The organism is Mesorhizobium sp. WSM4829, assembly GCF_055811475.1.
Genome location: NZ_JBVVQJ010000010.1, coordinates 82,653 through 99,825, shown reverse-complemented (window position 1 = coordinate 99,825; position 17,173 = coordinate 82,653). Strand labels below are relative to the sequence as shown.

20 protein-coding genes are annotated in these 17,173 nt (G+C 64.2%); 11 read left to right on the top strand and 9 right to left on the bottom strand.

The window, feature by feature from the left end; translation table 11 throughout:
• Positions 1-210: 210 nt before the first annotated feature.
• Both AC0L17_RS12480 and AC0L17_RS12475 read right to left on the bottom strand, forming a co-directional pair.
• Positions 211-2,088 (bottom strand): ABC-F family ATP-binding cassette domain-containing protein, encoded by a 1,878-nt coding sequence (locus AC0L17_RS12480; RefSeq protein ID WP_473516040.1) that lies wholly within the window; start codon positions 2,086-2,088, stop codon positions 211-213.
• Between the two features lie 409 nt (positions 2,089-2,497).
• Complete coding sequence (locus AC0L17_RS12475; protein ID WP_473516039.1) at positions 2,498-2,683, bottom strand: hypothetical protein; 186 nt, start codon at positions 2,681-2,683, stop codon at positions 2,498-2,500.
• 149 nt (positions 2,684-2,832) lie between these two features.
• On the opposite strand from AC0L17_RS12475, the gene AC0L17_RS12470 reads away from it, so the two are divergent.
• The 3 genes from AC0L17_RS12470 (at position 2,833) to AC0L17_RS12460 (ending at position 5,632) form a co-directional block, all read left to right on the top strand.
• Entirely contained in the window at positions 2,833-3,003 is a 171-nt protein-coding gene (locus AC0L17_RS12470) for a hypothetical protein (protein ID WP_077375704.1), read from the top strand.
• 85 nt (positions 3,004-3,088) lie between these two features.
• Positions 3,089-5,170 (top strand): ATP-dependent helicase, encoded by a 2,082-nt coding sequence (locus tag AC0L17_RS12465; RefSeq protein WP_473516038.1) that lies wholly within the window; start codon positions 3,089-3,091, stop codon positions 5,168-5,170.
• A 159-nt stretch (positions 5,171-5,329) separates the two neighbouring features.
• Entirely contained in the window at positions 5,330-5,632 is a 303-nt protein-coding gene (locus tag AC0L17_RS12460) for a DUF982 domain-containing protein (RefSeq protein ID WP_091590606.1), read from the top strand.
• Between the two features lie 91 nt (positions 5,633-5,723).
• Here the strand turns inward: AC0L17_RS12460 and AC0L17_RS12455 are convergent, their stop codons facing one another.
• Positions 5,724-6,236 carry a DinB family protein gene (locus tag AC0L17_RS12455; protein ID WP_473510064.1) on the bottom strand — a complete coding sequence of 171 codons (513 nt, stop codon included), beginning with the start codon at positions 6,234-6,236 and terminating at the stop codon, positions 5,724-5,726.
• An 88-nt stretch (positions 6,237-6,324) separates the two neighbouring features.
• Here AC0L17_RS12455 and AC0L17_RS12450 point away from each other — a divergent pair, with 88 nt between their 5' ends.
• From AC0L17_RS12450 to ndk, 4 genes are all read left to right on the top strand, one after another.
• Positions 6,325-7,017, top strand: a complete 693-nt coding sequence (locus AC0L17_RS12450; protein ID WP_473516037.1) for a glutathione S-transferase family protein — start codon at positions 6,325-6,327, stop codon at positions 7,015-7,017.
• Between the two features lie 134 nt (positions 7,018-7,151).
• Positions 7,152-7,787, top strand: coding sequence for a 5,6-dimethylbenzimidazole synthase (bluB, locus tag AC0L17_RS12445; RefSeq protein ID WP_473516036.1), 636 nt, complete (start codon positions 7,152-7,154; stop codon positions 7,785-7,787).
• A 133-nt stretch (positions 7,788-7,920) separates the two neighbouring features.
• The gene (locus tag AC0L17_RS12440) at positions 7,921-8,217 is read left to right on the top strand and encodes a DUF1905 domain-containing protein (RefSeq protein ID WP_473516035.1); all 297 of its coding nucleotides are present in this window, start codon (positions 7,921-7,923) and stop codon (positions 8,215-8,217) included.
• A 211-nt stretch (positions 8,218-8,428) separates the two neighbouring features.
• Positions 8,429-8,851 carry a nucleoside-diphosphate kinase gene (gene ndk, locus AC0L17_RS12435; RefSeq protein ID WP_473516034.1) on the top strand — a complete coding sequence of 141 codons (423 nt, stop codon included), beginning with the start codon at positions 8,429-8,431 and terminating at the stop codon, positions 8,849-8,851.
• A 130-nt stretch (positions 8,852-8,981) separates the two neighbouring features.
• On the opposite strand, the gene AC0L17_RS12430 is transcribed toward ndk, so the two are convergent.
• Entirely contained in the window at positions 8,982-9,749 is a 768-nt protein-coding gene (locus tag AC0L17_RS12430; RefSeq protein ID WP_473516033.1) for a YbaY family lipoprotein, read from the bottom strand.
• A 257-nt stretch (positions 9,750-10,006) separates the two neighbouring features.
• On the opposite strand from AC0L17_RS12430, the gene AC0L17_RS12425 reads away from it, so the two are divergent.
• From AC0L17_RS12425 to AC0L17_RS12410, 4 genes are read left to right on the top strand one after another with little or no spacing between them, the layout of a single operon-like run.
• Entirely contained in the window at positions 10,007-10,330 is a 324-nt protein-coding gene (locus AC0L17_RS12425) for a BufA1 family periplasmic bufferin-type metallophore (protein WP_027152634.1), read from the top strand.
• A gap of 27 nt (positions 10,331-10,357) precedes the next feature.
• The gene (gene bufB / locus AC0L17_RS12420; protein ID WP_473516032.1) at positions 10,358-11,287 is read left to right on the top strand and encodes an MNIO family bufferin maturase; all 930 of its coding nucleotides are present in this window, start codon (positions 10,358-10,360) and stop codon (positions 11,285-11,287) included.
• The gene (locus AC0L17_RS12415; RefSeq protein WP_473516031.1) at positions 11,274-12,074 is read left to right on the top strand and encodes an HvfC/BufC N-terminal domain-containing protein; all 801 of its coding nucleotides are present in this window, start codon (positions 11,274-11,276) and stop codon (positions 12,072-12,074) included. The genes bufB and AC0L17_RS12415 overlap by 14 nt, the downstream gene beginning before the upstream one ends.
• Before the next feature lie 2 nt (positions 12,075-12,076).
• Positions 12,077-12,574 carry a DoxX family protein gene (locus AC0L17_RS12410; protein ID WP_473516030.1) on the top strand — a complete coding sequence of 166 codons (498 nt, stop codon included), beginning with the start codon at positions 12,077-12,079 and terminating at the stop codon, positions 12,572-12,574.
• 81 nt (positions 12,575-12,655) lie between these two features.
• Here AC0L17_RS12410 and AC0L17_RS12405 read toward each other — a convergent pair whose 3' ends face one another.
• The 5 genes from AC0L17_RS12405 to AC0L17_RS12385 form a co-directional block, all read right to left on the bottom strand.
• Complete coding sequence (locus AC0L17_RS12405) at positions 12,656-13,144, bottom strand: molybdenum cofactor biosynthesis protein MoaE (RefSeq protein ID WP_473516099.1); 489 nt, start codon at positions 13,142-13,144, stop codon at positions 12,656-12,658.
• A 1-nt stretch (position 13,145) separates the two neighbouring features.
• On the bottom strand, positions 13,146-13,403 hold the full coding sequence (gene moaD, locus AC0L17_RS12400) for a molybdopterin converting factor subunit 1 (protein ID WP_023800670.1): 258 nt from the start codon (positions 13,401-13,403) through the stop codon (positions 13,146-13,148).
• Between the two features lies 1 nt (position 13,404).
• Positions 13,405-14,001, bottom strand: coding sequence for a CDP-diacylglycerol--glycerol-3-phosphate 3-phosphatidyltransferase (pgsA, locus tag AC0L17_RS12395; RefSeq protein ID WP_027152639.1), 597 nt, complete (start codon positions 13,999-14,001; stop codon positions 13,405-13,407).
• Positions 14,002-14,098: 97 nt separating this feature from the next.
• Positions 14,099-16,186 (bottom strand): excinuclease ABC subunit UvrC, encoded by a 2,088-nt coding sequence (gene uvrC, locus AC0L17_RS12390; protein WP_473516029.1) that lies wholly within the window; start codon positions 16,184-16,186, stop codon positions 14,099-14,101.
• Complete coding sequence (locus tag AC0L17_RS12385) at positions 16,183-16,959, bottom strand: SDR family oxidoreductase (protein WP_287241100.1); 777 nt, start codon at positions 16,957-16,959, stop codon at positions 16,183-16,185. Before AC0L17_RS12385 ends, uvrC begins: the two co-directional genes overlap by 4 nt.
• Positions 16,960-17,173 lie beyond the last annotated feature (214 nt).

The window sequence follows — 17,173 nt, the reverse complement described above, 5'->3', positions numbered from 1 at the left end:
TTCTTCCGGGGGGGGCGTTTCGGTGTTTTTCACTGTGTGTGGTGACTGGCGATATGCCCGGGTTTGGGGGTTTTTGGGCGCGGTTGCTTTGTTTGGCGCCCGCGGCGCGTGGAGCGCCGACATCTTTCGCGACGAAGACGCTGGCGAACTACGCGAGACGACCCCCTCTGCCCTGCCGGGCATCTCCCCCTCAAGGGGGGAGATCACGCGCTACTCCGCCGTACCTTCCTCGTACTCTGCCGACATCGACAGCCATTTTTCCTCATGGCCGGCCAGTGTCTGGGCCAGTTGCGAGCGCTCCTTGGCCAGCCGTGTCGCCGTCGACGGGTCCTTTTCGTAGACCGCCGGATTGGCGAGTTCGTCCTCGATCAAGTCGATGCGCTTGCGAATGCGGTCCATCAGCGCTTCGGTGGCGCGGATCTCCTTGGCCAGCGGCTCGAAGGCGGCGCGGCGCGCTGCCGCGTCACGGCGGCGGTCGGCCTTCGAGGCCTTTTCGGCCTCGCGCTTGCCGCGGCGGTCGCCGGCCACGCCGGTGACCAGCGTCTTGTAGTCATTGAGGTCCCCGTCAAAAGGATTGACCGTCCCGTCCTTGACCAGCCACAGCCGGTCGGCCGTTGCCTCGAGCAGATGGCGGTCGTGCGAGATCAGGATGACGGCGCCGGGAAACTCGTTCAGCGCATGGATCAACGATTCACGGCTGTCGATATCGAGATGGTTGGTCGGTTCGTCGAGAATGAACAGGTTTGGCCCCTCGAACGCCGACAGGCCCATCAACAGCCGCGCCTTCTCGCCGCCCGACAGGTCCTTGGCGGCGGTGTTCATCTTTTCGGTGGTCAGTCCGAACTGGGCGACACGGCCGCGCACCTTCGATTCCGGTGCTTCCGGCATCAGCCGGCGGACATGCTCATAGGCGTTTTCACTCGGTCGGAGATCGTCGAGTTGATGCTGGGCAAAGATCGCCACCTTCAGGCCGGGCGCCACCGTCATGGTGCCGGTCTCCTGCTGCAGGCGGCCGGACAGCAATTTGGCGAAGGTCGACTTGCCGTTGCCGTTGGCGCCGAGCAGTGCGATACGGTCGTCGGCATCGATGCGCAGCGTCATCTTCTTCAGGATCGGCTCACCCTCGACATAGCCGACATTGACGTTGTTGAGCGCAATGATGGGCGAGGCCACCGTCTTCACCGGCTCGGGAAAGGAGAACGGCCGCACGTTGTCGTTCACAATCGCGGCGATCGGCTTCATCTTCTCCAGCGCCTTGATGCGCGACTGCGCCTGTCTCGCCTTGGAAGCCTTGGCGCGGAAGCGCTCGACGAAGGACTCCATGTGCTTGCGCGCGGCTTCCTGCTTGACCCTTCCCTTCTCCTGCAATTCGCGCTGCTCGGTGAATTGGCGCTCGAACTGGTCGTAGCCGCCGCGCCAAAAGGTCAGCTTCTTCTGGTCGAGATGGACGATCGAGTTGACGGCGCGGTTGAGCAGGTCGCGGTCATGCGAGATCAGCAGCACCGTGTGCGGATATTTCGACACGTAGTTTTCCAGCCACAGCGTGCCTTCGAGGTCGAGATAGTTGGTCGGCTCGTCGAGCAGCAGCAGATCGGGCTCGGCAAACAGCACCGCGGCGAGTGCGACGCGCATGCGCCAGCCGCCGGAGAACGACGAGGCCGGCCGCCGCTGGGCGGCGTCGTCGAAGCCGAGGCCGGCGAGGATGGTGGCGGCACGAGACTCGGCCGAATGGGCGTCGATATCGGCCAGCCGCATGTGGATGTCGGCGATGCGGTGCGGATCGGTCGCCGTCGTTTCCTCATCGAGCAATGCGGAGCGTTCGAGGTCGGCCTTGAGCACGATCTCGATCAGCGGCTCCTCGGTGCCGGGAGCCTCCTGCGCCACCTGGCCGATGCGCGTGTTCTTCGGCAGGCCGATCGAGCCGGTCTCGGAGGCGAGGTCGCCGGTGATCGCCTTGAACAAAGTGGTCTTGCCGGTGCCGTTGCGGCCGACAAGCCCTGCCTTGCTGCCGGCCGGCAAGGTCAGAGAGGCATGGTCAAGAAGCAGGCGTCCGGCCATGCGGAGCGAAAGGTCGTTGATGATCAGCATGGCCGCGCTTTTGCACGGGACGTCAGCGCTTCGCAAGACCTCGAGCGCCGGTTGGCCGCATAACGCATGAAAATGGCCGCCAGCGGCGGGTTGCCCGGTGCCGCGGGCGGAGAAAGAAGACGGGAGAAAGAAGACGTTTGATCCGATCGCCGGCCTCGCCGATCAAACGACTCCGGGCTGGGCCGGGAACCGGCTGCGATGGCGTGGCGCCTGGCGAGCATCGGCTTCTCGCAGCCGAAAACTGCGCATTTGTCAGGTAATTGCCGGTGCAAGGCGGTCGTCTTCGGCTATCGCGTCATGACGCGAGGGCAAGACTCAGCTATGTCTAGGTGTGCGGCGGACCTGATACCCGCCTGGCCGGCGTCATCGCTCCCCTCCCAAGCGACGCCGGCCATCTTTCCTACAGCTTTCACTGCGCCGGCGGCGCGGCGGGTTGATCATCGCCTGGCGTCTCGTTGGGCGCAGGGCCGACCTGCGGGTTTTGATCGACGCCGGGAGCCTTTGTCGGTGGAATGTTGTTGTCGCAGGCCGCGACAGCCAGCGCTGCGGCCAAGACGAGCCAGGTCGGGGCCAGCAAAGTAGAGGGCTTGTTCATCGCTACCTCCTGTCACCGGGCAAACGAGACGGTGCCGATTTGGTTGCACGCTCGGGCAGAACTTGGGCCGTTTCGGAACCCCGGGAACAAAACGAGAGAGGGGAACAAAACGCCGGCTCCTCGGTTGGTCCACACCAATGGAGAAAATCATGATCCGTCTGCTCATAGCCGGGGCCGCCGTCTATGTGGCCTACCGCATCGTCAGGGAAATCGTCGACGAGGTGCCCGACGACTTCGATCCGCTGTTGCTGCCGCCTCCCGATGACGACAAGTCGCTGCCGCGGCAGTCTGCGGCGATGGGCGTCGAGCCGCAGCGCTAGTTTCGGTTCGTCGGTCGGGCGCCAGCAGGATCGGACGCACGTACGAAAGCGTTGCGAACAAAGCAGAAACGATGCTTGATGGGCAATGAACCTCGCTGCCCGTGATTCGACCTTCCGGCCTGCCTATCTCGCAAAGCTGAATGCCGAGCAGTGCGTTGCCGTCGAGCATGGCGACGGCAAGGTCGCCGGGCCGCTGCTGGTGATCGCCGGGGCCGGCTCCGGCAAGACCAGCACGCTGGCGCATCGCGTCGCGCATCTGATCGTCAGGGGCGCCGACCCGCGGCGCATCCTTTTGATGACGTTTTCGCGTCGCGCCGCATCGGAATTGGCCAAGCGCGTCGAGCGCATCGCCGGCGAGGTGCTCGGCCGCGATGCATCCGTCATCACCGATGCACTCACCTGGGCCGGCACGTTTCACGGCATCGGCGCCAGGCTGCTGCGCGACTATGCGCTGGAGATCGGCCTCGATCCGGCCTTCACCATCCACGACCGCGAGGATTCGGCCGACCTGATGAACCTCGCCCGACACGAACTCGGCTTCTCGAAAACCGAAGGCCGTTTTCCGACCAAGGGCACCTGCCTGGCGATCTATTCGCGTGCCGTCAACGCGCAGGCGCCGCTCGGCGAAGTATTGGGTTCGGTGTTCCCCTGGTGCGCGGGGTGGGCAGAACAGCTCAAGGCGCTGTTCGCCCGATATGTCGAGGCCAAGCAGGCGCAGAACGTGCTCGATTACGACGACCTGCTGCTCTACTGGGCGCAGATGGCCGGCGAGCCGGAGATATCGGCGCATCTGGGTGGGCGTTTCGACCATGTGCTGGTCGACGAATACCAGGACACCAACCGGCTGCAGGCCTCGATCCTCGCGGCGCTCAAGCCGGACGGATCCGGGCTGACGGTGGTCGGCGACGATGCGCAGTCGATCTATTCGTTTCGCGCCGCCGAAGTGCGCAACATCCTCGACTTTCCAAAACAGTTCGCCCGGCCGGCCGAGATCGTCATGCTGGAGCGCAACTACCGCTCGACCGAGACCATCCTGGCCGCCGCCAATGCGGTGATCGGCGAGGCCTCGGAGCGCTTTACCAAAAACCTCTGGTCGGAGCGCAAATCGACCGAAAAGCCGAAGCTGGTCAGCGTCCGCGACGAGGCCGAGCAGGCGAGTTACGTCTGTCAGGCGATCCTGACCGAGCGCGAGGCCGGCACGGCGCTGAAGGCGCAGGCCGTGCTGTTTCGCGCTTCGCACCACAGCGGGCCGCTGGAGATCGAGCTGACGCGCCGCAACATCCCGTTCGTCAAGTTCGGCGGGCTGAAGTTCCTCGACGCCGCCCATGTCAAGGACGTGCTGGCGGTGCTGCGCTTCGCCGAGAACCCGCGCGACCGCGTCGCAGGTTTTCGCGTGCTGCAGCTTTTGCCCGGCATCGGCCCTTCGGCGGCTTCGCAGATCGTCGACACCATGGCGACGTCGCTCGACGAAGCGATGGGGCTGGCGCGCTACCGGCCGCCGCAACGCGCCGCCGACGACTGGCCGGGCTTCGTCGCGCTGTTCTCGCAGCTTCGCGCCGGGTCGGGAAAATGGCCTGTTGACCTCGAACAGGTCAGGCTCTGGTATGAGCCGCATCTCGACCGCATCCACGAGGACGCGACGACGCGCCGAGCCGATATTCTGCAGCTCGAACAGATCGCCTCGGGTTATGCCTCGCGCGAGCGTTTCCTCACCGAGCTGACCCTCGATCCGCCGGATGCAACCAGCGACGAGGCCGGGCCGCCGCATCGCGACGAGGACTATCTGATCCTGTCGACCATCCATTCGGCCAAGGGCCAGGAATGGAAGAACGTCTTCGTGCTCAACACCGTCGACGGCTGCATCCCGATCGATCTCGCCGTCGGCTCGAAGGAGGATATCGACGAGGAGCGCCGCCTGCTCTACGTGGCGATGACGCGGGCCAAGGACGGCCTGCACCTGGTCATGCCGCAGCGCTTTTTCGTCCACGGCCAGGCGGCGCGCGGCGATCGCCATGTTTACGCCTCGCGCACCCGCTTCATCCCGGCCTCGATCCTCGGCGCCTTCGAGCAGACATCGTGGGCGAGCGTCCAGGCCAGGGATGATCCGCGCCGCCAGCCGCAAGTGCGCGTCGACCTTGGCGCCCGCATGCGCGACATGTGGAAATAGGCCGCTCTTCGGCACGACGCTCATGCCACGGAGCCTGGTGGCGAAAAATCAAATTTCGGCAACATGGAACCTGATGCCGCAATCCGCGTTTCTGGGCGTCCTACCCCCGGTCGGAGAGCGGCGTCCGCCCGTCACCTCCGCCCAATTCGAGAGGCCAGAATGCACGATAAGACATTTTTCACCCCGGTCGCCGTAACCGTCGGCGCCGGCCATAAGCGCATGATCGCTTCGCTGTTCGACATGCATGAGTTCCTGACCGAGTTTCCACCATCGCGGCGACGCCTGAGCTATGGCGCGGCGGTGAAGGCCTGCGAGGCGGCACGCGCCGGCGAGATCTCGCCCGAAGCGGCGTGCGACGCCCTGATCACCTTCGCAGTTTCGGCAGGCATTCTCTGGCCCTCTGCGCAGCCGGCAGTCTCGGTCAAGCCGATCTCCCGCGACCAGGGCGGATACGCCGCCTGACTGGCCAGGCCTCTTTTGCGACTGTGGCCCGCCGAAGATGCTGTTCGTCTTCGACGGGTTTTCCTGTCAATTCGATCCGGATAATCCGAAATCAGGCGTAGGCGCGGCCCTCTTCGCTGCGCTGGAACAGCGTCAGGTCGAGCGGCACCGAAGGCCGGCCGAGAATGGTCAGGATCGCGTGCGCCTGGCCGCGATGATGGGTCTGGTGATTGAAGAAATGATCAAGCGCCGGCGCCAATCGCTGTGAGACGGTACGCATGTCGGAGACGGTCATGTAGGAGAAGCGGCCGGACAAACCCTTGTCGCTTAACGCCCCAACCCAGTCGACGATCCTTTTGTCTTCGGCCTGGCGCGCCAGCCGCAGGCCCGGCAGGGCGCGGTGCAGGATCGTGTCGAGTCTGGCCGGCGCGTCGCCCTCGCCGGTAAAGCGCCTCATCCAGATGCGATCGGCAGTCAGGACATGGTTGAGCGTGCCCATCATCGAGCCGAAGAAGACCCCGACGTTGCGGTGAAAATCTTCCTCGTCGAGATCGGCGGCGGCATCGTAGATGCGGCTATTGGCCCATTGATTGTAGGCAGCAAACATCATGAAGTGCTGTTTCATCGTTTTCTCCGGCCCGCGAGACCCCGTTCCGGGTGCTTACCGCAAGGCCCGAACGTCGCTCTAGTAGACCGCAGGGAAGCTGCCGCCAATGACCATTCTGCTCTATGACCTCGTCGGACGCGATGGCGCCCGTCCGTTCAGCCCGCATTGCTGGAAGGCGACGATGGCGCTTGCCCACAAGAGGCTCGATATCTCAACCGTGCCGACACGCTTTCTCGAAGTGCCCACCGTTGAAGGCGGCGTTTCAAAACTCGTTCCGGTGATCCGCGACGGGGAGAACGTGATCGCCGATTCATTCGCCATCGCGCTCTATCTCGACGAGGCCTATCCAGAGCGACCGACATTGTTTTGCGGCGACGGCGGCAAGGCGATGGCGCGCTTCGTCGAACGCTGGTCGCAACTGACCATCCACCCCTATGTCACCACTGCGGCGATCATGGACCTGCACGCCATGCAGGACGAGGCCAACGCCGCCTATTTTCGCCAAAACCGCGAGCAGCGCTTTGGCAAGAGACTGGAAGAGGTGGTGGCGGCGCGGGACGCCGGCCTTGCTGCCTTCCGTGCCTCGCTGGAGCCATTGCGCTCGATGCTGGCCTATCAGCCGTTCATCGGCGGCCAATCACCGCTGTTTGCCGACTACATCGTCTTCGGCGCGCTGCAATGGGCGCGCATCGCCTCACCCTACCGGTTGCTCGACGACAGCGATGTGGTGGCGCAGTGGTTCGAGCGCTGCCTCGACCTGCATGATGGGCTCGGCCGCAAGGTGGCGGCGGCTTCATAGGGGAGTAGGGGAGTAGGGGAGTAAGGGAGTAGGTTAGTAGGGAGTAACGAGGTTAGCGTCGGCGCGCATACCTACTGCCCTACTGCTTACTGCCTTACTCCCCTACTCCCCTACTCCCCTAGCAAAGAGACACCATGACCTCAGACCCGGAATTCCCGGACGATTTTCGCGCCGATCTGGTTAACCTCTTCCTGTGGCGGCGGGATGTCAGGCGATTCAGGCCGACACCGCTCCCCGAAGGCGCGCTGGAGCGGCTGCTTGACCTCGCCAGCCTTGCGCCCTCGGTCGGGCTGAGCCAGCCTTGGCGTTTCGTCGTGGTCGAGAGTGCGGCGTGCCGCGGCGCCGTCAGGGCATGCTTCGAGCGCTGCAATGCGGAGGCGCTCGCATCGTTCGGCGGCGAACGCGCCGCGCTCTATGCGCGCCTGAAGCTTGCCGGCCTGAACGAGGCGCCTTGTCAATTCGCTGTCTTTGCCGACCGCGGGACGCAACAGGGACATGGGCTCGGCCGCCTGACCATGCCCGCCACCATCGAATATTCGGCGGTGATGGCGATCCATACTTTTTGGCTGGCGGCGCGCGCCGAAGGAATAGGCATGGGCTGGGTCTCGATCCTCGACCCGGCCGAAATGGCGATGATCCTGGACGCGCCGCCGGAGTGGACGCTGATCGGCTACTTCTGCGTCGGCTACCCCTGCGAGAACCACAGCGTGCCGGAACTGGAGCGGGAAGGCTGGGAAGTCCGGCGCGTTTCGATGGTGATAAGGCGGTAGTGCAACGGCAACGCTGCCATCCTCATTTGCAGGGAAGAATGGATATTAGGATGATTTCGCCGATCGCCGGCGTTGCCAACAAGGCACCATGGCAAAGCCAGCCGTGACGGCCTTGATCTGAGGAAGGGCAAAAATGTTTCGCTACGACGTGCAGGCCGAGATCTGGGTCTATCCATGCAAGGGCGGCTGGCATTTCGTGACGCTGCCGCCGGAGCTTGGGGCACGGATCAAGACGGCAATGGCGGGGATGGCACGGCCGTGGGGCTCGCTTGGCGTGGAAGCCGTCATCGGCCAGACGAGATGGCGAACATCGCTGTTTCCCGACAAGAAATCCGGCAGCCTGCTGTTGCCGATCAAGACGGCGGTGCGGGTCCGCGAGGGCCTTCGGGCTGGCGACACGGCCAAGCTGACGATCGAGATGCAGTTATGACAACATTGGTTTTGACTGACGGCGACACGCTTGCGGCGGTTAATGCGCGTCGGCGACGCGCTTAAGTTCTTGTTTTTATGGATGTCGTTATCGCAAAACCGCTGCGCACTTTGGCGCGAGATGCATTAGCGCCAGCCCCTTGGCAAGCCGGCGGGCGGCTTGTATAGAGCCCGCCACCGTGAATTCCACCCTCCATCACAAGGACGACCCCATGGCGCTCGAACGCACCTTTTCCATGATCAAGCCGGACGCAACCCGGCGCAATCTCACCGGCGCCATCACCCAGATGCTCGAAGAAGCCGGCCTGCGCGTCGTCGCCTCGCGCCGGGTGTGGATGAGCCGCCGCGAGGCGGAAGGTTTTTATGCCGTGCACAAGGATCGTCCGTTCTTCGTCGAACTGGTCGAGTCGATGTCGTCGGGCCCAACGGTCGTGCAGGTGCTGGAAGGTGAGAACGCCATTGCCAAAAACCGCGACGTGATGGGCGCCACCAACCCGGCCAACGCCGCCGAAGGCACCATCCGCAAGCTGCACGCGCTGTCGATCGGCGAGAATTCCGTGCACGGCTCCGACGCGCCGGAGACCGCCGCGCAGGAGATCAAATACTGGTTCTCGGACACCGAGATCGTCGGCTGAGCGATAAGTCACCACGTCATATGCAAAAGGCCGGCGCAATGCCGGCCTTTTTCGTTGCGGCGATCCGGCACCGGACGCCGGGCGCCGACACCCGCCAACTGCGCATGATGCTCAAAACCGAAACCGGTTATCAGCTCGCGGCGTTGAAGCGCAGGATGACGCGGTCGCCTTTGTCGACGATGATGAGCTTGCCGGCGTCGACGTGATACGATGCCGCCTTGGCCAGCGCCTCGAACAGCGCCTTTTCCTCGGCCATAGTCTCGGGCGCGCAGGCCTTGAAGGTCGAACCGATGTCACTGATGGCAATCGTCGAACCATCGACTTTGGCGGTGGCGAAGTAGACGTTGCAAGGCCCGTTGCCGCCGGCCTTGCCGGCCTCGTCGATCCTGAACGTCGCCTGCGGTTCGGCGATCACACCGATGCCGTCGATATACTCGATCAGCCAGATCTGCCCGACCACCGGGGCCGACGCCGGCTGCTCGCTCGACGTCACCATCTTCAGCATGATGGTCTGCGGCGCGTCGCTCAGTGGATCGACCTGGTGGCGCATATCGGAGATGAACAACAGCCTGTCGTCGACGGTGATGCGCGCCCGCAGCGCATAGGTCATATGGGGCCGGATCACTTGGGGATCAAAGCTGATCTCGAACTTGATCGGCACCTGGCCGGCCGGCGCCACCTTGCGCTCGCCGATGACGGCGGCCGTCGCTTCGGCCAGCGAGACATCGGCAAGCCGCACGGAAAGCACGGCGTTGGGCGGCAGAGCGATGCGCTCGCGATACATCACCTCGCCCTTCAGGGTCTTCTCGGCGGCGACGGACAACTCAGGCACCACCAGTATACCAACGACCAGCGGCACGACACCGAAGATGAAGAACTCGGCGATCCTGCCCAGCATGATCCTGCTCCCCATAATGCGCCAAACTGGTCGGAAGGTCTCGCAGGATTGCGGTGGTTCCGTGGCGCCCCACACGGGCTGTTCACAGGGCGGTGCCTTCCGGCGGCTCGTTGCCCTGTGGTCGGCCTCCTTGGCGTGGTCCCCTGGCGATCACGAAGTCGTGTTCCAAAAGATGTAACGCAGGGAACCTCCGGACCGAACTGACCAATGCGCGCTTGAGGAATGGCGCGCGCAACAACCCAATCGGAGGTGAAATCATGTCAACAAGATCAACCGTGAGCGCGGCCTTCCTGGCCGGCGCCGTTGCCACGGCTCTTGCTTCTTTTGCGACGGCCGCGCCGCTGTCCGAGGCAGAGGCGAAGGCGGCGATGGATGCCGGCAAGGAGAAGTGCTTTGGCGTCGCCCTGAAGGGGCAGAACGACTGCGCGGCAGGACCTGGCACCACCTGCCAAGGCACCTCGACTGTCGATTACCAGGGCAACGCCTGGAAGTTCGTCGACGGCGGCACCTGTACGACGATGGACCTGCCCGGCGACCGCAAGGGCTCGCCCACGGCGCTGACCCGCGACATCCCTTCCTAAGCCATGCAAGCTGCCCGGAAAGCGGAGATGAAGATGAACGGACTGGCCCCGGCATCCCGCATATCGAAAACCTCGCGCTTTCCGGCGCACCCGATCGCCGGCCTTGCCGGCACCAGTTTCAAGCACGAGCATCTGCACGCGATCCTTGGCGACGGCCCAAAGGACTGCTTCTTCGAGGTCCACGCCGAAAACTACATGGGGGCTGGCGGTCCGCCGCACGATGCGCTGGCCAGGATTCGCCGCGACTATCCCGTTTCGCTGCACGGGGTGTGCATGTCGATCGGCGGACCGCGGCCGCTCGACAAAGTGCATCTCGGCCGTTTCAAGGCGCTCGTCGACCGCTATCAGCCGGCGCTCGTTTCCGAGCATCTCGCCTGGTCGACCCACGACACCACCTATTACAACGACCTGCTTCCCCTGCCCTATACGCCGGCAACGGTTTCGCGCGTGGCGGATCACATCGATGAAATGCAAGAGACGATCGGCCGCCCGATCCTGCTCGAAAACCCCTCGACCTACGTCCTTTTCGCGGAATCGACGATGAGCGAGACGGATTTCATCGGCGCGCTGGTGCAGCGCACCGGTTGCGGCCTGCTGCTCGACGTCAACAATGTCTTCGTTTCGGCCACCAATCACGGCTATTCAGCACTTTCCTACCTCGCGGATTTCCCGCTCGCGCATGTCGGCGAAATCCATCTGGCCGGGCACGCCGAGCAGGAGGATGACGAGGGCGACCTGCTGCTCATCGACAGCCATGACGGTCCGGTCGCCGACGCGGTCTGGAAGCTCTTCGATATCGTCATCGGCCAATGCGGACCGCTGCCGACGCTGATCGAGTGGGACAGCGCCATTCCCGACTGGTCGGTGCTCAAGGCGGAGGCCGCCGCCGCCCAAGCGATTCTCGACCATCACGGCGACAGCCACCAAGTGTTCGGAAAAGCCCATGCCGCAGGATGAACTCCAGTCGGGCGATCTTGGCCACCGGTTCGACTATGCCGCGGCATTCACCGCCGGTTTGCTCGATCCTGACCGTGTCCCGCCTGACGCTGTCTCGGGGCCGAACGGCAAGGCAGCGGTCAAACGATACGCCGTCTACCGCAACAACGTCACGGTCAGCCTGATCGATGCGCTGGCCGCCAGCTTTCCAGCGACGCTGCGCATCACCGGCCCGGACTTCTTTCGGGCGATGGCGCGCTTCCATGTCCGCGAAACGCCACCCACTTCGCCGCTTCTGTTCGAATACGGCCACGACTTTCCCGACTTCATCGAACGCTACGACTATGCGCGGCCGATGCCATGGCTGGCTGACGTGGCGCGCCTGGAGCGGACCTGGCTCGACGCCTATCATGCCGCCGACGCGGAACCGCTGGCTTGCGTAGCACTGGGCTCGATCCCGCCTGAACGGCTGGCCGATACCGTGTTCGTGCCACACCCGGCAACGCGTGCGATGCGCTCGCGCTATCCGGTCGTGACGATCTTTGCGGCGAACCGGCGCGACCGCCCTGTCGGGCGGATCGAGGCGGACGGCCCTGAAGATGCGCTGGTCACGCGGCCCGGGCTCGAAGTCTTTGTTCGCCACCTGCCGCCCGGCGGCGCAGCTTTTCTGGATCGTCTGATGGCGGGCGAGCCGCTCGGCGCGGCGGCCGTGGCAGCATTTGCGGAAACTGCCGAATTCGACCTTGCCGCCAACATTGCCGGCCTGCTGCAAGCAGGCGCCTTCACAGCGGCAGACCAGGGAGGATGAGCATGACGAACCTTGGGCGGAACGCCAGCACCGAGCCGCGAGGGGCTGCCACCCTCGTCGAGAGGGTGAATGCCGCGCTGCGCACGAGTGCCACACCTTCGCTGACGCAACTCGTCCTGCGCTGCGCCCTCGCTGTCCCGTTCTGGCGGTCCGGCATCAACAAATGGGACGGTTTTCTTCAGTTGAACGATGTCGCCGTGCTGCTTTTCAGCTCGGAGCTCAAGCTGCATCTGCCCGGCGGCCCTTACGATTTTCCTGCACCTGGGCTGGTGGCCTTCGCCTCAGGGTCGGCGGAAATCCTGCTGCCAATTCTTCTCGTTCTCGGCCTGGCGACACGACTGGCGGCATTCGGCCTGCTCGTGATGACGCTGGTCATACAACTCACCGTGCCGGACGGCTGGCCGCTGCACATCACCTGGGCGGCGATGGCGCTCGGCATCATGGCGTGGGGACCCGGCCGGATTGCGCTCGATCACTGGATCGGCACTGACAAGGGCTGATGGAAGGCCCGGGGGCTGATGGGAGGCCGAGGGGTGATCAGGGTTGATGTGAACCTCGCCCTCCAGCGGTGACGCGAAGCATCAATTTCGTTTCGGCACGGCCTGCTTCCAGCGGTTGGCGGCCTCGTCGTCGGCCTCCTTGGCATCGACCCAGCCGCCTTCCGAGCCGTCGGTGTGATGTTCCTTCTTCCAGAACGGCGCGCGCGATTTGAGATAATCCATCAGGAAGTTCGCCGCCTCGAACGCCGCCTGCCGATGCGCGGAGGCAGCGACCACCAGCACGATGTTCTCACCGGGCGCGATCCTGCCGTGGCGATGGATGGCGGTGAGCCCCTGCAGCGGCCAGCGGTGAACCGCCTCGGTGGCGATGCGGCCGATCTCGGCCTCGGCCATGCCGGGATAATGTTCGAGCTCGAGTGCCGCGAGCCTGCCTGCCTCGTCGCGGCAGAGACCCGAGAAAGTAACCACGGCGCCGATGTCGGCGCGGCCTTGCGTCATCTTGGCGATCTCGGCAGCGACATCGAAATCCTCCGCCTGGATGCGCACCGTCGGCACCACCGCGCCGGGCATTTCAGCCACCCGTCATCGGCGGGAACAGCGCGATCTCGCGCGCGCCTGATATCTTCTCGCGGTGCTCGACATGTTCCTGGTTGATGGCGACGCGGATCACGTCAGGATATTGCAGCGCGTGCTCGTACTCCTCGCCGCGCGATTTCAGCCAGCGCAGCAGGTCGGCCACCGTCTCGATGCCGGCGGGCAATTCGACGTCCTCTTGCGGCTTGCCGATCCGCTCGCGCACCCAGGCGAAATAGATGAGCCTCGTCGACATGCTACTCGTCCATGATGTGCTTGAGGCCGGCGCGGAAATAGTCGTAGCCGGTGTAAAGCGTCACCAGCGCGGCGATCCACAACAGCACCAGCCCGACCTGCGTGGTCAGCGGGAAGATCTTGTCGCCGGCAGGTCCGGCGAGCAGGAAGGCGATGGCGATCATCTGGATGGTGGTCTTCCACTTCGCCAGTTGCGTCACCGGTACCGAGACCTTCAGCGCCGCCAGATATTCGCGCAGGCCCGAGACCAGGATTTCGCGGCACAAGATGATGATCGCTGCCCACAGCGACCAGCCGGCGATGCCGGCATGCCTATCGGTATCGGCCGCCAGCAGCAGCAGGCATGTGGCGACCAGCAACTTGTCGGCGATCGGATCGAGCATCTTGCCGATATTCGAGGTCTGCTGCCAGGCGCGCGCCAGATAGCCGTCGAAATAATCGGTGATCGAGGCGAGCAGGAAAATGACCAACGCCGACCAGCGGGCGAAGTCGCTCGACTTCAGATGGCCTTCGAGAAAAAAACACAGCACAACCAGCGGCACCGCTAGGATGCGGACGTAAGTGAGCATGTTGGGCAGGTTGAATGCGCGCTGGGCCATTTCTTTGGAACTCTTTCTACCTGCCTACTCAAATCAGAAGCGAATGTGGGGGGTCAACAGATGATAGTCGATGGACCAGCCGAAAATAGCCGAATCATCAGCTCTCGTGAAAATGGTTGTAGACCAGCTTGGCGACCTGCTCGGAAATGCCATCGACCTTGACCAGATCCTCGATCGCGGCGCGGCTGACCGCCTTGGCGGTGCCGAAATGCATGAGCAGCGCGCGCTTGCGACCGGGACCGATGCCGCTGATCTCGTCAAGCGGGCTCTTGACCATCTCCTTCTTGCGGCGGGCGCGGTGGGAGCCGATGGCGAAACGGTGGACCTCGTCGCGCAGCCGCTGAACGAAATAGAGCACGGGGTCGCGTACGGGGAGCGAAAACGGTGGCTTGCCCCTGACGAAGAAGCGTTCGCGGCCGGCGTCACGGTCCTGGCCCTTGGCGATGCCGATGGCCTGGACGCGGTCCTCGATGCCGAGGTCGGCGAGGATTTGTCGTACCGCCGTCATCTGGCCCTGGCCGCCATCGATGAGGATGACGTCTGGCCAGGCCGGGAAGCCGCCTGCATCCTCGATATCGTCGCCCTGTTCGGCCAGCATGTCGTCCGCCGCCTGTTCGCTCCGCGGCACATCGCCATGTTCCTTCAGGAGGCGGGAGAAACGCCGCTCCATCACCTCGCGCATCATGCCGAAATCGTCTCCCGGCGTGATCTCGGTCGAGCGGATGTTGAATTTCCGGTACTGGTTCTTCACGAAGCCTTCCGGCCCGGCGACCACCATGGCGCCGACGGCGTTGGTGCCCATGATGTGGGAGTTGTCGTAGACCTCGATGCGCACCGGCGGTTTCTCCAGGCCGAAAGTCTCGGCGAAACCGGTGAGCAACCGCCCTTGCGTCGAGGTCTCGGCCAGCCGGCGGCCGAGCGCCTCACGGGCATTCTGCAGGGCGTTGTCGGTCAAATCCTTCTTCTCGCCGCGCTGCGGCACCGAGATCGCCACCTTGCGACCCGCGCGGGTGGAGAGCGCCTCAGCCAGCAATTCCTGGTCCTCGACGCCATGCGACAACAGGATGGCGCGCGGCGTCGGCTTGTCGTCATAGAATTGCGCCAGGAACGAGCCCAGCACCTCGGCCGCCTCCATCGCCGGATCGGCCTTGGGGAAATAGGCGCGGTTGCCCCAGTTCTGGCCGGTGCGGAAGAAGAAGACCTGGATGCAGACCTGGCCGCCTTCCTGATGGATGGCGAAGACATCGGCCTCGTCGACGGTCTGCGGGTTGATGCCCTGATGGCTCTGCACATGCGACAATGCCGCCAGCCGGTCGCGATAGATTGCGGCGCGCTCGAAATCGAGATTCTCCGCGGCCTGCTGCATGGCGGCGGAGATGTCGGTCTTCACCTTCTGGCTGCGGCCGGACAGGAAGTCCTTCGCCTCGGCGACCAGCCTGGCATAGTCACTATGCGAGATTTCGCCGGTGCACGGGCCGGCGCATCGCTTGATCTGGAACAGCAGGCACGGCCGGGTGCGGTTCTCGTAGAAGGAGTTGGTGCAACTCCTGAGCAGGAAGGCGCGCTGCAGCGAGTTGATGGTGCGGCCGACGGCGCCGGCCGAGGCGAAGGGGCCGAAATAGTCGCCCTTGCGCGAGCGCGCGCCGCGATGCTTGTAGATGCCGGGCGAGACATGATCGCCGGTCAAAAGGATGTAGGGAAACGACTTGTCGTCCCGCATCAGCACATTGAAACGCGGCCGCAAGCGCTTGATAAGATTTGCTTCCAGCAGCAGCGCTTCGATCTCGGTGCGGGTGACGACGAACTCCATCGTCGCCGTCTCGCGCACCATGCGGCCGATGCGGCTGGTGTGGAAGCGGCCTTGTGCGTAATTGGTCACCCGCTTCTTCAGGCTGCGCGCCTTGCCGACATAGAGCACGTCACCTGCGGCATTCATCATGCGGTAGACGCCGGGCGCGTTGGGCAGCCGTTTGACCAGCGTCTGGATAACCTCGGCGCCGACCATGCCGTCGGCATCGCCGGCATGCGGCGTCCAATCGATGGTCGTGAAGGCGACATCAGGGCCACCGGAACCGGGCGTTGACGGTTCGACGATCTCCTCCGCCACCTCGTCCTCGAGGTCGACGTCGGGGGGCAGGTCTTCGGCAGCGCCGACACGTTTGTGTTTCTGGTCCATGGGACTCATTCGACAATGCCTGTCACATCCGGCGTCTGCCATGCAAGGTGCTGGCCGCCGTCGAGCGCGACCATCTGGCCGGTGACCGAGCTTGCGCTCCAGAGATAGCGGATGGTGGCGCCGAATTCAGGCAATTCCGGGCCGCGCTTCAGGATCAGGCCGTCGACCTGCGCGGCAAAGTCGCTGTCTTGCTGACGCGCGCTCTTCAGCGTCGGGCCGGGACCGATGGCATTGACGCGAATGCGGGGTGCCAGCGCCTGCGCCATCATCTGCGTCTGCGTCCACAATGTCGATTTCGACAGCGCATAGGAGAAATAGCGGGGCGTCGGGCGCCAGACGCGCTGGTCGATCATATTGACGATCAGCCCTTCCTCGCCTTCCGGCAGCGCGCGGGCGAATTGTTGCGCCAAAAATGCCGGCGCCTTCACGTGGATGGCAAAGTGACGGTCCCAGGCAAGCCAGTCGACGTCCTGAACCGTATCATCCACGAACAGCGACGCATTGTTGACCAGCAGTGTAACAGGCCCGAGCGCGGCTTCGGCGCGGCCAACGAGGTCCTCGACCGCGGCAATGTCGGTCAGGTCGGCGGCGACCACAGCAGCGCGGCCACCCTGGCCAAAATGACCGCCGTTGATCCGCGCGGCCAATGCTTCCGCCTCGGCCCGCGAGCGGTTGCAATGGATGACGACGGCAAAACCGTTCGCGGCGAGATCCTCGACGATCGCCTTGCCGATCCGCTGGCCCCCGCCCGTCACCAGCGCCGTTCCAGCGGCCTTGCTCATCCTGTCAATCCTCAATGGGGCTCGATTTTGAGCCAGCCGGCAAAATATGGCCGGCGAAGCGTTAAATGCCGTTCGGACCTTGGGCAGCATTGTGGCAAAGCGGCCGGATCGGTCTTTCGACTGTGGCCGGGACTCGGCCTGCCAGCCGCAATATAGGACTACGGACCCCTTGCTCCAAGCGTCGTTCAGCGCGGCACGGCTAAGCCTCCTGACA

What these genes read in the sequence shown, in the direction of transcription:
- AC0L17_RS12465 (WP_473516038.1), top strand. Translation starts at nt 3,089, where the DNA reads ATGAACCTCGCTGCCCGTGATTCGACCTTCCGGCCTGCCTATCTCGCA.
- AC0L17_RS12405 (WP_473516099.1), bottom strand. Translation starts at nt 13,144, where the DNA reads ATGCCCGGCGCGGTGGTGCCGACGGTGCGCATCCAGGCGGAGGATTTC.
- AC0L17_RS12425 (WP_027152634.1), top strand. Translation starts at nt 10,007, where the DNA reads ATGTCAACAAGATCAACCGTGAGCGCGGCCTTCCTGGCCGGCGCCGTT.
- AC0L17_RS12460 (WP_091590606.1), top strand. Translation starts at nt 5,330, where the DNA reads ATGCACGATAAGACATTTTTCACCCCGGTCGCCGTAACCGTCGGCGCC.
- moaD (WP_023800670.1), bottom strand. Translation starts at nt 13,403, where the DNA reads ATGTCGACGAGGCTCATCTATTTCGCCTGGGTGCGCGAGCGGATCGGC.
- AC0L17_RS12415 (WP_473516031.1), top strand. Translation starts at nt 11,274, where the DNA reads ATGCCGCAGGATGAACTCCAGTCGGGCGATCTTGGCCACCGGTTCGAC.
- AC0L17_RS12455 (WP_473510064.1), bottom strand. Translation starts at nt 6,236, where the DNA reads ATGAAACAGCACTTCATGATGTTTGCTGCCTACAATCAATGGGCCAAT.
- AC0L17_RS12475 (WP_473516039.1), bottom strand. Translation starts at nt 2,683, where the DNA reads ATGAACAAGCCCTCTACTTTGCTGGCCCCGACCTGGCTCGTCTTGGCC.
- AC0L17_RS12385 (WP_287241100.1), bottom strand. Translation starts at nt 16,959, where the DNA reads ATGAGCAAGGCCGCTGGAACGGCGCTGGTGACGGGCGGGGGCCAGCGG.
- uvrC (WP_473516029.1), bottom strand. Translation starts at nt 16,186, where the DNA reads ATGAGTCCCATGGACCAGAAACACAAACGTGTCGGCGCTGCCGAAGAC.
- bluB (WP_473516036.1), top strand. Translation starts at nt 7,152, where the DNA reads ATGACCTCAGACCCGGAATTCCCGGACGATTTTCGCGCCGATCTGGTT.
- AC0L17_RS12450 (WP_473516037.1), top strand. Translation starts at nt 6,325, where the DNA reads ATGACCATTCTGCTCTATGACCTCGTCGGACGCGATGGCGCCCGTCCG.
- ndk (WP_473516034.1), top strand. Translation starts at nt 8,429, where the DNA reads ATGGCGCTCGAACGCACCTTTTCCATGATCAAGCCGGACGCAACCCGG.
- AC0L17_RS12440 (WP_473516035.1), top strand. Translation starts at nt 7,921, where the DNA reads ATGTTTCGCTACGACGTGCAGGCCGAGATCTGGGTCTATCCATGCAAG.
- AC0L17_RS12430 (WP_473516033.1), bottom strand. Translation starts at nt 9,749, where the DNA reads ATGCTGGGCAGGATCGCCGAGTTCTTCATCTTCGGTGTCGTGCCGCTG.
- bufB (WP_473516032.1), top strand. Translation starts at nt 10,358, where the DNA reads ATGAAGATGAACGGACTGGCCCCGGCATCCCGCATATCGAAAACCTCG.
- AC0L17_RS12480 (WP_473516040.1), bottom strand. Translation starts at nt 2,088, where the DNA reads ATGCTGATCATCAACGACCTTTCGCTCCGCATGGCCGGACGCCTGCTT.
- pgsA (WP_027152639.1), bottom strand. Translation starts at nt 14,001, where the DNA reads ATGGCCCAGCGCGCATTCAACCTGCCCAACATGCTCACTTACGTCCGC.
- AC0L17_RS12410 (WP_473516030.1), top strand. Translation starts at nt 12,077, where the DNA reads ATGACGAACCTTGGGCGGAACGCCAGCACCGAGCCGCGAGGGGCTGCC.
- AC0L17_RS12470 (WP_077375704.1), top strand. Translation starts at nt 2,833, where the DNA reads ATGATCCGTCTGCTCATAGCCGGGGCCGCCGTCTATGTGGCCTACCGC.